Source organism: Facklamia hominis CCUG 36813 (genome assembly GCF_000301035.1).
GTDB lineage: Bacteria > Bacillota > Bacilli > Lactobacillales > Aerococcaceae > Facklamia > Facklamia hominis.
Genome location: NZ_JH932292.1, coordinates 15,459 through 30,031 on the forward strand (window position 1 = coordinate 15,459; position 14,573 = coordinate 30,031).

9 protein-coding genes and 1 other annotated feature are annotated in these 14,573 nt (G+C 37.9%); of the genes, 5 read left to right on the forward strand and 4 right to left on the reverse strand.

Features of this window, described 5'->3' with window-relative positions; all coding sequences use genetic code 11:
* The first annotated feature begins 163 nt into the window (after window positions 1–163).
* The 4 genes from HMPREF9706_RS00170 (at window position 164) to HMPREF9706_RS00185 (ending at window position 8,572) form a co-directional block, all read left to right on the forward strand.
* The gene (locus tag HMPREF9706_RS00170) at window positions 164–1,864 is read left to right on the forward strand and encodes a LysM peptidoglycan-binding domain-containing protein (protein ID WP_006907309.1); all 1,701 of its coding nucleotides are present in this window, start codon (window positions 164–166) and stop codon (window positions 1,862–1,864) included.
* Window positions 1,863–2,074, forward strand: a binding site (T-box leader). It overlaps the preceding gene by 2 nt.
* Window positions 2,075–2,136: 62 nt before the next feature.
* Entirely contained in the window at window positions 2,137–4,557 is a 2,421-nt protein-coding gene (gene leuS / locus HMPREF9706_RS00175; RefSeq protein WP_006907310.1) for a leucine--tRNA ligase, read from the forward strand.
* A 65-nt stretch (window positions 4,558–4,622) separates the two neighbouring features.
* Window positions 4,623–7,859, forward strand: coding sequence for a polysaccharide biosynthesis protein (locus tag HMPREF9706_RS08825; protein ID WP_006907311.1), 3,237 nt, complete (start codon window positions 4,623–4,625; stop codon window positions 7,857–7,859).
* Window positions 7,859–8,572: a pseudouridine synthase gene (locus tag HMPREF9706_RS00185; protein WP_040444681.1), complete on the forward strand. Its 714-nt coding sequence runs from the start codon at window positions 7,859–7,861 to the stop codon at window positions 8,570–8,572. The genes HMPREF9706_RS08825 and HMPREF9706_RS00185 overlap by 1 nt, the downstream gene beginning before the upstream one ends.
* Before the next feature lie 60 nt (window positions 8,573–8,632).
* Here the strand turns inward: HMPREF9706_RS00185 and HMPREF9706_RS00190 are convergent, their stop codons facing one another.
* The 4 genes from HMPREF9706_RS00190 to HMPREF9706_RS00205 form a co-directional block, all read right to left on the reverse strand.
* Window positions 8,633–10,342 (reverse strand): ABC transporter permease, encoded by a 1,710-nt coding sequence (locus HMPREF9706_RS00190; RefSeq protein WP_006907313.1) that lies wholly within the window; start codon window positions 10,340–10,342, stop codon window positions 8,633–8,635.
* A gap of 1 nt (window position 10,343) precedes the next feature.
* Entirely contained in the window at window positions 10,344–11,366 is a 1,023-nt protein-coding gene (locus HMPREF9706_RS00195) for an ABC transporter ATP-binding protein (protein ID WP_006907314.1), read from the reverse strand.
* Window positions 11,367–11,440: 74 nt separating this feature from the next.
* Complete coding sequence (locus HMPREF9706_RS00200) at window positions 11,441–12,499, reverse strand: extracellular solute-binding protein (RefSeq protein ID WP_006907315.1); 1,059 nt, start codon at window positions 12,497–12,499, stop codon at window positions 11,441–11,443.
* A gap of 57 nt (window positions 12,500–12,556) precedes the next feature.
* Entirely contained in the window at window positions 12,557–13,798 is a 1,242-nt protein-coding gene (locus HMPREF9706_RS00205; RefSeq protein WP_006907316.1) for a glycosyltransferase family 4 protein, read from the reverse strand.
* Window positions 13,799–14,076: 278 nt separating this feature from the next.
* Here HMPREF9706_RS00205 and grdA point away from each other — a divergent pair, with 278 nt between their 5' ends.
* A complete protein-coding gene (grdA, locus tag HMPREF9706_RS00215) occupies window positions 14,077–14,553 on the forward strand; it encodes a glycine/sarcosine/betaine reductase complex selenoprotein A (protein WP_081580732.1) in 477 nt (158 codons plus the stop codon).
* Window positions 14,554–14,573: the final 20 nt, after the last annotated feature.

Sequence of the window (14,573 nt, forward strand, 5' to 3'; positions counted from 1 at the left end):
TTATACGTTAGTAAAGCGGTGCTTTAAAGTTCGGGTTGTATAATATTTCAAAAAGATTACATATGTTAAGCTTCGAATAAATGTCCTATTATCACTCCCCATCCCAAGTTAAAAGCGATATAATAACTGTTGAGTCAACAGACTGAATTTTGGAGGTAAAAGCATGATACAACAGCGTAATCATAGAATGCGCCAAATGCAAAAAGCAAAACGACGCAGACAATATAAGAAAATGCTAACGCAAGCGAATGCTGCGATTGTTTTATTTTCGACTTGCTCTGTTTTAGATCAAGTGAAGACTTACTCTGGTATGGTCCATGCCCAAGAGTCAACCAGTCGTACGACACCGGTTCAATTTATTCGAAATATTGCAAATTCTGCTAAACAAATTGCCGGTCGCAATAATTTGTATGCATCTGTAATGATTGCTCAAGCAGGACTTGAGTCTGGTTGGGGTAATTCGACCTTAGCCAAAGCACCTAATTATAATCTTTTTGGTATTAAGGGTTCTTTTAATGGTCAATCCGCTGAAATGAACACCTTAGAGGATGATGGTACCGGTGAGTATTATCAGATCAAAGATAAGTTTAGACGTTATAACTCTTATCATGATTCTTTATTGGATTATGCTAAAGTGTTAACTGGGGAAAATTCCACTTGGAGAAAAAACTTTTATTCAGGTGCCTTGAAGTCAAATACGACTTCTTATAAGGATGCCACTCAGCATTTAACAGGACGCTATGCAACGGATACGCGTTATGGCAGTAAATTAAATAGTATTATTGAAACTTATAATTTAACACAATATGATACTCCTGGATCCTTGCCAACAAGATCAGCTCAATCAAGTGCTCCAACGGTTTCTGCTCAATCGAAGACCCGCTCGGCACTAACAAGCAATAGTGGATCTACATATACAGTACAACCAGGAGATGGCTTCTACCGTATAGCTCAAGCGAATGGAGTGTCTGTTAACGACTTATTAGCGGTGAATGGTTTAAGTTTGAACTCAATGATTCATCCAAATCAACAATTAGTTATCCCTAATGGCGGTGGATCGACTGCAGCATCTGCTTCACAATCATCAAATAGTGTGAATACAAGAGTGGAAAAATCAACGACAGTTCCTAATGTAAGACCAAGTATAGCAAGTAAGCCGACTAACGCATCATCGGCAACTTACACCGTACAACCAGGAGACGGATTCTATCGGATTGCACAAGTTAATGGAGTATCTGTGACTGCTTTACTGGCCGCAAATGGTTTAACGATGAATTCACTTATTCATCCAAATCAAAGCTTAATTATACCTGGATCAACTAGTCAATCTAACTCTAATAAAACGATAAGTAACCGCTCGGTTAGTCAAGTGGCACCTGCTAAAAACTTGTCTTCGATGAATACTAGCGCTTCATCGAATAAAGAATCAGGAGGATCTCCTTCTTCAAAAACAACTCAAGGTAATTATACGATTCAAGCGGGAGATTCTTTATATCGTATCGCGATCAATAATGGGATGACGCTTAATCAATTACTTCAAGCCAATGGCATTTCGGTCAATACACCGATCTTCCCAGGACAAAAATTGTATGTTCAAGCTCGACCAATGGCTTCATCCATTGCGCAATCAACAACGGTTAGTGCTAATGCGACCGCATCGACAAGCAATCAAACTATTAATCATTCAGTGCAAGAGCAAGCATCTCAAGCACCAACTAATCAGACAAGCGCAGGAATTACCCATGTTGTTCAAGCAGGGGATAGTTTATATGCCATTGCCAAACAATATGGTCTGGATGTGAATGATTTGATTGCTAAGAATAAGGGCATGATGATTCATCCTGGTCAGGTATTAAATTTTTAATCAATAAATAATAAGAAGTAGTAGGTCGTCTTTATTTTATAGAGAGCTCATGTTAGGTGGAAATGAGTAAATAAGTTCGATTGAACTCATCTTAATTTTGCTTAAGCCAAGCTCATTTGAGTGTGTAACTTAAGACGCTAGCAGCGTTATTGCTTTGAGGAAGCTATTTGCTTTAAAAACTAGGTGGTACCGCGCTATAGCGCCCTATAAGGTCCTTGAGGGACTTTGTAGGGCGTTTTTATTATTATGAATAATTTTTAAGGAGAATTTGTATGACATATAATCATCACACTATCGAAAAAAAATGGCAAGAATATTGGGATCAACATCACACATTTAAAACATTAGATCGACCTGGTCACAAAAAGTATTATGTTTTAGATATGTTCCCTTATCCATCAGGTCAAGGGCTTCACGTCGGACATCCGGAAGGATATACGGCAACCGATATTATGGCAAGGATGAAACGCGCTCAAGGATATGATGTGCTGCATCCAATGGGTTGGGATGCTTTTGGCCTACCTGCTGAACAGTACGCTCTAGATACGGGTCATGATCCAGCGGAGTTTACTAAGAAGAACGTGGCTAATTTTAAACGCCAAATTAAATCTTTAGGCTTCTCTTATGATTGGGATCGAGAAATATCCACCACAGATCCTAATTATTACAAGTGGACCCAGTGGATTTTTACGAAGCTTTATGAAAAAGGACTCGCTTATGAAGCGGATATCATGGTTAATTGGTGTGAAGTCTTGGGAACTGTTCTAGCAAATGAAGAGGTTATTGATGGGGTTTCGGAACGAGGTGGCCATCCCGTTGTTCGTCGTCCGATGAAGCAGTGGGTATTAAAAATTACGGCTTATGCTCAAAGACTATTAGATGACCTTGAAGAGCTTGATTGGCCAGAATCTGTTAAAGAAATGCAACGTAATTGGATTGGTCGCTCAGAGGGAGCTATTATTGATTTCAGACTCAAAGATTTGGATGAGAATATTCAAGTATACACAACCAGACCTGACACTTTATTTGGATTATCCTACTTGGTGTTAGCTCCAGAGCATGATCTTGTTGCTAAAATTACTCAATCGGATCATCAAGAAGAAGTTGACCAATATGTGCAATCTGCAGCCACTAAGTCTGATCTTGATCGGACACAGTTAGCCAAGGAAAAAACGGGGGTCTTCACAGGTGCCTATGCTGTGCATCCTGTCACTGGACAAGAGGTACCTGTTTGGATTGGAGATTATGTCTTAAATTCATATGGTACTGGTGCTGTGATGGCTGTCCCAGCGCATGATGAGCGTGATTATGAATTTGCTAAAAAATATCATTTACCTGTGAAGGAAGTTATTAATTCTGAAGAAGGAGTTGCTAATCAAGCCTTTGTGGGCGATGGTAGTCATATTAATTCAGAGTTTCTAAATGGTTTGAATAATAACCAAGCCATCAATAAAATGATCGATTGGTTAGAAGAACATCATAAGGGAAAAAGACAAGTAAACTTTAGATTGCGTGATTGGATCTTTTCACGTCAAAGATATTGGGGAGAGCCTATTCCGGTTATACATTGGGAAGATCAAACAACGACCATTGTCCCTGAAGATCAACTGCCAGTGATATTACCTAAGACTGATAAAATTCGTAGTTCAGGTACCGGAGAATCTCCATTAGCTAATTTGACAGATTGGTTAGAGGTAGTGGATCCTAAGACCGGCCTTAAAGGGCGACGAGAAACAAACACGATGCCCCAATGGGCAGGGTCCTCTTGGTACTTCTTGCGTTATATGGATCCTCACAATGACCAAGCCATTGCATCAAAGGAAGCCTTAGATAAGTGGCAAAATGTGGATCTTTATATAGGAGGGGCAGAGCACGCCGTCTTACATTTATTATATGCTCGTTTCTGGCATAAGTTTTTATATGACTTAGGCATTGTCCCAACTAAGGAACCTTTCCAAAAGCTATTTAATCAAGGGATGATTTTAGGTGAAAATAATGAAAAGATGTCAAAATCTAAGGGGAACGTTGTAAATCCAGATGACGTGGTTAATGAGTTTGGAGCAGATACACTTAGAGTGTATGAAATGTTCATGGGTCCACTTGATGCTTCAACCGCTTGGTCAGAAAATGGCCTAGAAGGATCACGAAGGTTCTTGGAAAGAGTTTGGCGCTTGTATGTGGATGAAGAAAGACAGCATATTAAAGATAGTATTCAAACAATGGATAACCAGAATTTGACACAAGTCTATCATCAAACCGTTGAAAAAGTGACAAATGATTATGACAACTTACATTTCAATACAGCAATTTCTCAAATGATGATCTTTTTAAATGCTGTAAGAAATGAGACGATCTTTCCAAAGGAATATGCTGAAGGCTTCTTAAAGCTATTAGCACCGATTGCTCCTCACTTATGTGAAGAAATTTGGCAAATGATGGGGAACGAGCAGTCTATTTCCTTAACAGAGTGGCCAAGTTTTGATCCAGAATTAACAGTCGATGATCAAGTAGAGATTGTTGTTCAGATTAACGGTAAAGTGAAAGCAAAAATGATGATCGAAAAGGATTTAGCGGTTAAACAAATGGAAGACAATGCTTTGAATCATGATCTTATTCAAAAGGAACTCGCTGACAAGACGATCAAAAAGGTCATCGCAATCCCTAATCGATTGGTTAATATTGTTGCTAATTAGCTTTAAGTTGAGTCCCTAGGACCAATTTATTATAATAAAGAAAAGTATGTAAAGAGGTGTTAAGCGTGACTGAAGGTCAAAACAATGAAAATAGTAACGAGAATCAAAATTTGAAGGACTCGTACTTAAACCCCAAATACGATCGCTATGCCACAATTGAATTTACTTCAGAGGATCTAAAACGAATCAGACGTCCTAATCCACAACCCTTAGATCAAGATTATTTTTCACATGATTGGGAGGAAGAGACAAAGAAGGAGCAAGATGGTCAACTTGATGAGAGTTCTATGGCTTTTCAAGAAGACCGATCTTCATCTTCTTCATTAATGGAAGAACAGTATCATAAATACTTTTCCCAAAAATCAAGTGAAACTTCTTGTCACGATGAAGAATCTGACCACCTTACATTTCAAGAGGAAGAGGCTAAAGAGGTATCTAAATCAAATGATGAGGAACATAATCTAGAAGCAAGGGAAGAGAAAGACCTAGTAGCTCTTGCTAATGAATTAGAAGACTCCCTTGAACTGGATATTGATGATGAGCTATATCAGCGACATCATTTTGAGGAAAATGATGTGAGTGATTCCACAGATCAAAATCCGTTTGAATATCAGTCGATAACAAGTCAGTTAAGAGAAGAAAGTATCCAGCATCGTCAGCAGCATAACCAACCTGGATTCTTTCAAAAATTGCTTCAGACCATTTTCATTCGGCGTGAAGAAATGAATGATGGTGAGGACTACGATGACTGGGAAGAGGATAGTCTATCGTGGGAAGTTGAAGGCGAAGATCCGGTACTGTTGGATCAGGAATCGGAGAAAGAAGCGACTGATTCTAAGACGGAAGATGTTCAAGAATCTGTTGATTCTAATAGGGAGCAGTTAGACGACTCAATGGTCACTGGTTCGGAAAGCGACGAAGAGTTGGTTTCAGAGAATGAAAAAAAAGAAGAAACTGAAGAAATTAATTCAGATCAGATTATAGTTAATGAAAATTCTCTAGAAGATGAAGTAGATAAGGTCCCTGCGGAATTATCAACGAGTGAGGAAGGGATTGAATTGAAGGTCCCTACCGATTCTGAGATTTATTTAGCAGATGAATCATCAGAGTTAGATAATCAGATGTATAGTGATGAGGATTTAGAGCGGATTGCAAAAGATTTACCCGATTTTTCTGAAATCGAAGATGACTTACCGAAGACGACTTTAGCTGAAAAATTAAAAGCCCGTCTTTACCAGGAAATGGATCAATTGCGCTTTAAGTCTCAGGAAGCACTTGTAAAAGCGAAAGATAAGATCGAAGAAATACCTATTTTTTCGGATGATAAAGAAGAGATTAAATCCAATAAGTACCATTCCTCTAAACAAATTCCTCTTGATAATCCTTCAAAAGAGATGGAATTTCGAGAAGAAGTTATCAACGAAGTCGAAGATGTAGAAGATTCTGACGAATCCGAGCCTGAAATTCTTTTGACTCAGGAAGAAATGAATCTTGAACATCCAGAGGAAGTCTCTTCTTTGATGCCTGATCAAAGTGATAACCAATCCGACGCGTATGATTTAGCTGAAAAAGTATCGCAAGCCACAGCTTCTTATCAAGAGCCGCTCCTATCGGATCAAATTCTTGACGAAGGTTTGTCGATGACTGAAGTGAATCAATTTGAGGAACATTCAGACCAAGAAGATAGTCGTCGTTTTGTTTCTGGTGTTACCTGGATGACATTTGGAAAGATGTTTTCGCGAATTATCGGAGCGCTTTACGTCATCCCCTGGGCGACCTGGTTAGGTCAAGATTATACTCATGCGAATGCCTTGTATGCGGTAGGTTATACGCCTTATGCCTTCTTTTTAGCGATCGCAACAGCAGGTTTTCCTGGGGCTGTGGCTAAGCAAATTGCTTATTATAATTCCAAAAAAGAATTTAAAGTATCGGATCAAATTTTTAAATATGCATTGATCATTATGCTGATTTCAGGGATACTCGCTTCGGCTATTTTCTTCTTTGCAGCTCCTGCGCTTGCAGGCCATTCATCAACCGATGATCCTAAAGCGGCTGTGATAGTGATTCGTTCTTTAGCTCCCGCCTTGTTAATCTTGCCGACAATGTCTTTAATTCGGGGCTATTTCCAAGGATTTAATAATCTGGCTCCTTTCGCTTTATCAGAGGTTATCGAGCAGATTATTCGGGTTTGTTATTTATTAGTTGCTACCTTCCTTATAACGCAGACTTATCATGGATCTGTGACGTCAGCAGTTGCTCATTCGACTTTTGCAGCCTTTGTGGGAGCACTTGTTGCATTGATGTACCTACTCTTTAAGTATTGGCGTCATCAACCTACAATGGAAAAATTAAAGGCTGTTTCTAAAGATCAAGTTCAGGTCGACTTCCAAGAAAGTATGGTTTTGATAATTAAAGACTCTATTCCATTTATTTTACTTGGATCTGGAATTATTCTGGCTCAGATTGTGGATACCTACACCTTCAAACAAATTCTTGTTCGTACCAGCATTTTATTAAATAGTGAGATCTCACAATTATTTGGTGCAATGAATCTGGATGTTAATAAACTGGTTATGATCGTTGTTTCTTTAGCGGTTGCTATGGCATCATCAACGATCCCAGCCGTTTCTGCTAAGTATGCTAAGGGCGACGTAAATAAGACCGGTGAATTGGTTAAGAATATTGTTCTGGTCTTTAGTTTTGTGATGTTACCTGCTTCTGTAGGAATGGCCATGGTTGCTGATAATTTATACCCATTTTTCTATCCAACAGGGATTGAACAAGGGCCAAGTCTATTGGTCACAGGATCCTTTATGGCGATCGCTTTAGGAGCTTATACAGTTTTAGCGACAATTTTACAGTCGATGAATTACCGCCGTTATGCGGTATCCATGTTGTTTATTGGGATTTTAATTAAGTTGATCTTACAGTTCCCAATGGTGGCTTTGTTCCAAGCTAATGGAGCCATGTCAGCGACAGCTATTGCCTTTACGGTTACATCAATTACCATGTGGATGAAGATCTGGCGAATTATTAAAATTCGTGATCGGTATTTTGTGGGAGATTTAATACGTATCGTGATAGCAACCCTTGTAATGGCTATCGGGGCTAAGGGGTGGAACCGAGCCTTGAATGCTTTGATGGATCCGGTAGGTCGTGGATTGACTTTCTTGCAAATTTTGATTGTAGTAATTATGGCAATTATTATATATGCATCGATTATGGCGTTATTTGGCATGTTATCTATCGTCATTGGTGATTATCGATCTGATTTACAAAAAAGGATGACTTTTCACAAATGATGCGTTTAGATAAATTTTTAAGTCATCAAGGATATGGGAGTCGTAAAGACGTAAAAAAAATTCTGGCACAAGGTAAGGTGAGTGTCAATGATCAAGTCATTAAACAAGCGAAATTTCAAGTGGATCCGATAAAGGATCAAGTAAAATTGAATAGTAAGATAATTGATTATCAAAAATATGTCTATTACTTACTCAATAAGCCAGCTGGCTTTATATCAGCTACAGAAGATCAAAGTTATCAAACAGTTATCGATTTGATTCGAGAAGAAGACCAGCGGCCGGGACTATTTCCGGTTGGTCGGTTAGATATTGATACAACAGGTCTTCTTTTGATCACTAATGACGGTCAATTGGGACACCGACTTACTTCACCTAAGCATCAAGTGGACAAAGTTTATGAAGCGGTCATAGAAGGGATTGCTGATCAAAATACGGTGGATTTATTTGGTCAGGGCCTTGATCTGGGTGATTTTGTGACACGACCAGCTTACTTGAATGTTATATCTATTGATGAGCTTCAAGATATGAGTCATGTTCAAGTGACAATCCATGAAGGAAAATTTCATCAAGTAAAACGGATGTTTAAGGCTTGTGATTTAGAAGTATTAAAGTTAAAGCGCCTTTGTATGGGGCCTTTATATTTGGAAGAGTCGCTTCTTGAAGGTACTTACCGTAAATTGACTGATCAGGAGATACAACAGTTAGATCAATGATAATGGGTGGACTATAAAAGAAAAGAAGATTGTGTTTTATTAGACACAATCTTCTTTTTATTAATTAATTTTATTTTTTCTATCTGAAGAACCATAAATAAAATATAAAGCTGCCCCTTTAATTATCATTAAGACAACGGAGTATACGGCATTGATTGCTTGAGCATCAATATTGGTATCTGGGTTTGCATTTTGTCGAATCTCAATCCCCAAAGTAGGATTAGACGGTTGATAGAGGAAAACGGATAAGTCATAATCATCAATTAACTGATTAAACTGAATGGCAATCAGAGCTAAAATAGTGGGGAGGAGAATAGGTAGTAACACCTTAATAAATGTTCGAATCTTTGAGGCTCCGAGTAGTTGAGAAGCTTCTTCTAATTGAGGGCTTAATCCAAAATAAGCCGCTTTAATATATCGCAAACTATTTGGTAAGGAAATAACAAGATAAGCTAAGGGAAGAATCCACCAGGATCCAATCACACTACGCCCCAACAATAGACGACTTGGCTGATCATAGGCCATGAGATAACCCAAGGCAAGCATAAGTGAAGGAACTAACCAGGGAATATAGAAACTATATTCAAGAATATTTGCCTTCCAATCATGCTTTGATTTTTGTAAGATTCGACCTACTAGCGTAATTAACAGTACAGCACCCACTGCAGCAATCGCAGAATAACAAATGGATGTTATGATAGGTTGGAGGTGGTCCAATCGGCTGAAAACTTTATAGTAATTTGCCAAAGTTAAGTGATTGAGTGAGAGCGTTGACTGCCTTAATGCGGCACCTTGGGTAAAAGAGGCAACAATAATGGCTGCAAAAGGAAGTAAGAATAAAGCAGCTAAGGCGTATGCTAATGTATGAATCAAAGCATTTAACCAAGGAAGATTAATTTTTTGTTTATGTAATTTTGCTTGTGTTTTTGAGACTGATAGGAAGTTTGACTTTCTTTCATTACGGGTAATCAAAAAGAGCAGTAGAATTTGACATAAACCTAAAAACACAGATAAAACAGCTGCGATATCACGGGAACGTGGTCGATTAGCAAAAGTCAAGATTAAAGGTGAGATCGTTTGAAAATCCTTCCCACCAACCATAACGGGAGCTGAAAAGGCACCAAGCCCAGTTTGGAAGGTCATGATAATAAGGGTTAGCATCACGGGAAGGATCGTAGGCAAAGCAACTTTTCTTAGGACTTGCATTGGATTAGACCCTAGTAAACGAGCCGCTTCTAAGAGATGAAAATCGATTGAGCGAATGGCATTTCTTAAGAATAGCATATGAATATGTGTACAGCCTAAGGTCATAATAAAAAGCACAGGTCCAAATCCTTCAAACCAATAGATATTCATCTTGGGAAAGATTAGTGCTAATAATTGGGTGATAAAGCCATTTTTTCCATAGACAAGTAAGTAACCAAAGTTCATGACCATACCACCCATTAATAGGGTCGTCATATAAATCAATCTTAAAAGATTTGCTCCCTTGATCTCAAAGTAGTCAGTCACTAAGACCATGAATAGGCCTAAAATATTGCAGCTAAATGTCAGACAAACTGCTAATAAGAATGAATTTCGAATAGATTGCATCGCTCGTTGGGATTTGAATACTTTTTCAACAGCGCGAAGATTAAGTGCCCCTTGAGGCCATAAACTGGTTTGAATGACTGAGAAAATGGGATTGATGATGACAGCCAATATAAACCAAGCCAGAATGATATAAAAAAGCCATTTGATGGTTTTTTGGAGGATATTTGTTCGAGACATTTTATTCCTCCTCTTTGGTGTAAGTTAAAAGTTGCTTTGGATTAAAGTAAATTTGAATGGAATCCCCCATTTGATAATGTGGCTCTTGTTGATTGAGGATTATAAAATAGATAACCTGGTTTTTAACTTTGATACCATATAAGAATTGGGATCCATGAAAGCTTCGATGACAAATTGTCCCACTAATTAGTATATCTTCATTACTTTGACGTTGATCATGCAGGGCTTCATAACGAATATACGTCTTTTTTTGAGAGTCTAGTTGATAAGAATTGTCTTGATTTAAGTGTTCCATTGTTTCACTTTCAAATTGGTTAACACGTCCGATAAAATTGCAGACAAATTCATTAGCAGAATGATTATATAGTTCAATGGGATCCGCTATTTGTTCAATATGCCCCTGGTTAAAGACCGCAATTCTATCTGAAAGCTCTAAGGCTTCTTCTTGATCATGAGTAACATATATAGCCGTTAAATTTGTTTTGGCCTGGATTTGCTTTAACTCCACTCTTAATTGTTGACGCAATTTAGCGTCAAGATTGGAAAGGGGTTCGTCAAAGAGAATCAATTGTGGTTCTTTAATGAGAGTTCGAGCAATGGCAACCCGTTGCTGTTGTCCTCCAGATAGTTGGGAAACATTTTTTACTAAATCTTCTGGGGATAAGTCAACAATGGCTGCTTGTTGGTAGACTTTTTCTTGAATGGTCTTTTCTGGAAGACGGTCTACTCTTAGACCATAGGCTATATTGTCAAAAACGGTCATGGTAGGGAATAGAGCATAAGATTGAAAGACCATACCAATTTTCCGTTTTTCAGCTGGAAGAGGGGTAATGTCTTGTCCGTTGATAAAGATCTTTCCTTGGCTAGGTTGAGTTAAGCCTGCGATAGCCCTTAGTGTTGTTGTTTTACCACAACCTGAAGGTCCAAGAAAGGTAAAGAATTCTCCCTTGTTTATTTTTAAATTAACTTGGTCTACAGCGACAAAATCATCATATTTAATTTGAACATTTTGTAATTCGATCATGATATTCTCCTTAAAAAAAAGAGACTGTGGGCTTAGGCCACAGCCTCTTCATTTATCTATATAGTGTTTGTTATTTACGGCATATAGTCGAGTTCAAGCTTTTCAACCCAGGCATCTACATTATCACGATAAAGGTCCCAATCGACATTCATTGATGTTACTTGATCGATAAGGGATTTCATTGTTTCATTAAGGCCATCTTTAGCTCCAGATGTTAAGGGAATAAAGCCGAATTCTTCAGCTAATGTCTTTTGAACCTCATCGGAACCAAACCAATTAACAAATTCTTCTGCATTGGCATAGTCATTATCTTCGCCTTTATCTAGAATTCCGATTTGTTCACGCATTGTAAATACACCGTATTCAGGATTGATTGGTTTAACATTAAGCTCCGGATCTTTATCCATAGCCGTTGCAGTACCAGAAGCATGGAAATAATCAAAGAGTAAGTCTCCATCTTTGATGAGTTGCCAATGATCTTCATCTTCTCTTGTTTGATAACCATTTTCTATGAATTTAGCGACTTTATCCCAACCTTCTTCTGAAATTCCAAGTTCTCCGTTTTCATCGGGGTATTGCATTAAAATGGATAAAATAATTTTTTGGTGGGTTGATCCTCCAAGGTTTTCTGGAATACGGTATTTTCCAGAAAGGGCAGGATCTTCACCTAATTCTTCTAATCGTTTAGGAACCTGGTCTTCAGTTACATTATCTGGATTATATAGTCCGAAGATATAGGATTCTGCAAAAGGATAAAAGGCTTTTGCACCTAGAATAGCTTCACTGTCAATCTCGTTAGCCCAAACAGGTTCAAAGTCGTGAAGTTTTACTTCATCTTGAAGGTTTAACCAGTTGGCTTCATCAAGGCCAATGACTACATCAGCTTGAGGGTCGGCCTTTTCAGCTAAAACACGATTGTAGATATCTCCAGAACCAGCGACCACAACTTCTAATTCAAAACCAGCTTCTTTAGCTAATTCTTCTACTTTTGCTAAACGACTTTCATCATTTAATGTGTTAGAGTAGACCACGACTTTCTTTGTATCTTCTGCAAAGACGGGAGAAAATTGAGTACTAATGAGACTTGCAAAAGATAAAACAGCTGTACTTGCCATTAATAATTTTTTATTCATGGGAACTTCCTTTCATTTATTAGTTAATTTAAGGATAACATACTTTCAATATTATGCCTATCTATAAGAAAGAATTTCTTCTAGGACTTTGGCTTCTTTTTGAACGAGCTGAGGCCAGGAAAATGCTTGAATTGCTTCCCAAGTAGATGATGCAATAGGGTTGTTTGATTGAACCCGTTGGATCTGCTTTTCAATGGCTAATTGGAGTTGTTGATTAAATTGTGGTAAATCTGCCTCAACGGGTTGGTCTTGGTTAATTAATTGAGGAAGTGGAACATATTCAATCATACCTGTTGAATTTAGAGAGGACTCTAAAAGACCATGCAGGGCAGGCAATTGACTGACAACTGTTCTTAATCCACAGGCCATCGCTTCTAATACAATGGTTGGCAAACCTTCGTAGAAAGAAGGGAGAATAAAGATATCAGCTTGTCGCATAAAATCAGCTAGATCTTCCTGGAGAGGCATTGGATCATATTGAAAGAAACCTTCAATATCACCGGAACAAGCGAGTTCATGTAATTGTGATTTGGCGGCCTTTTCTCCCATGCCTATCATATGAAGTTCAATTTGGGGATATTTTTTTTTAAGGGATGGGTAGATTTGAGCTAGCTGGAAGACTCCTTTGGAATGGACCAATTTACCCGCATAAATTAGTTTAATTGGATCCTGTTGAGAGTGTGTCTTTTTTTTATGTGTATAAAATATCTCTGGATTATAGCCATTACCCATAACTTTTATTTTTTTAGGATCAATCTGATAAACTTCTTGAATATCTGCCATATTTTCATAGGAAAGGGCAAATACAGCTGATAAACTAGATAAGTCTGGCACATAGCGATCTTTAAGATGTGGGAAACGTTTGGCTTGACGGATGTCGGTTGAATGGCTGATTGCTATTACAGGACAGTCTGAAAATATATCTAAAGTAATTTGGCATAAATACCAAAGATGGTGACAAATTACTAAATCAGGCTTAAATGTCTTTTTAGCATCATTCAATTGTTTCTTAAAAGCGTTGGACCAAATGGTTATTTGGCTTTCAGTCATTTCAGAATATATCGTATTTGGATAAGGCATGACATCAGACATTCCAGCAATTGGAAAGGGAATATCCTCACTTAAAAATTGAACAGGAAAAACAAAATCCTTTTGAATATCATGGTTAAATGGCTCCTGGATGGCGTAAACAAGTGCATTTTGATGGCCCAATTCAGTTAGAGAATGAACGAGGTTACGGTAGTAAACTCCTGAACCCGTTCTTTCTGGAAGTTGGGCGATAACATGTAGAATTTTCAATGAATCACTCCTTTTTTATATTTAACATGTATTATAAAGATTTCTAAATAAAATGAAAACGCCTACCAAGCAAACTTGTGATTTATTAGTAAAACAAATAAATGAAATAACCTTGACACAGAGCGGTTTTCAAACAAAGAAAATAATGAAAACGTTAAAATAAAAGTTATTTATAAAAACATTTGACATTTTCAAAGTTTGATCATATAATAACAAGTGTAGTAGTGATAATGTTGTAAGCGAAATGTTTTATTTCAATATTTTTAGGAGGTAAATGTATGTCATTTTTTGATAACAAAAAGTTTCTTATCATTGGTGACCGGGACGGTATTCCTGGACAAGCCATTGAAGCATGTTTAGAAGGTAAACCAGTAGAGGTTCTCTTCTCATCTACAGAATGTTTCGTTTGAACGGCCGCAGGTGCCATGGATTTGGAAAACCAACGTCGTATCAAAGAAGCCGCTGAAAAATATGGTGCAGAGAATCTAGTCGTAATCTTAGGTGGTGCCGAAGCTGAATCTGCAGGACTTGCTGCTGAAACAGTAACTAATGGTGACCCAACTTATGCTGGTCCATTAACTGCTACTCCATTGGGATTAGCTGTTTACCATGCAACTGAACCAGAATTTAAAGAATATGCAGATCCAGACATTTATGACGAACAAGTCGGAATGATGGAAATGGTATTAGATGTAGATTCAATCGCCGAAGAAATGAAATCAATTCGCGATCAATTTTCTAAATACACAGCATAATATTTAATATGCCTCAAAAA

Bases quoted from the DNA above. Each gene is read 5' to 3' on its own strand.
- HMPREF9706_RS00170 (WP_006907309.1), top strand. From the start codon at position 164: ATGATACAACAGCGTAATCATAGAATGCGCCAAATGCAAAAAGCAAAA.
- leuS (WP_006907310.1), top strand. From the start codon at position 2,137: ATGACATATAATCATCACACTATCGAAAAAAAATGGCAAGAATATTGG.
- HMPREF9706_RS00200 (WP_006907315.1), bottom strand. From the start codon at position 12,499: ATGAATAAAAAATTATTAATGGCAAGTACAGCTGTTTTATCTTTTGCA.
- HMPREF9706_RS00190 (WP_006907313.1), bottom strand. From the start codon at position 10,342: ATGTCTCGAACAAATATCCTCCAAAAAACCATCAAATGGCTTTTTTAT.
- HMPREF9706_RS00185 (WP_040444681.1), top strand. From the start codon at position 7,859: ATGCGTTTAGATAAATTTTTAAGTCATCAAGGATATGGGAGTCGTAAA.
- HMPREF9706_RS00195 (WP_006907314.1), bottom strand. From the start codon at position 11,366: ATGATCGAATTACAAAATGTTCAAATTAAATATGATGATTTTGTCGCT.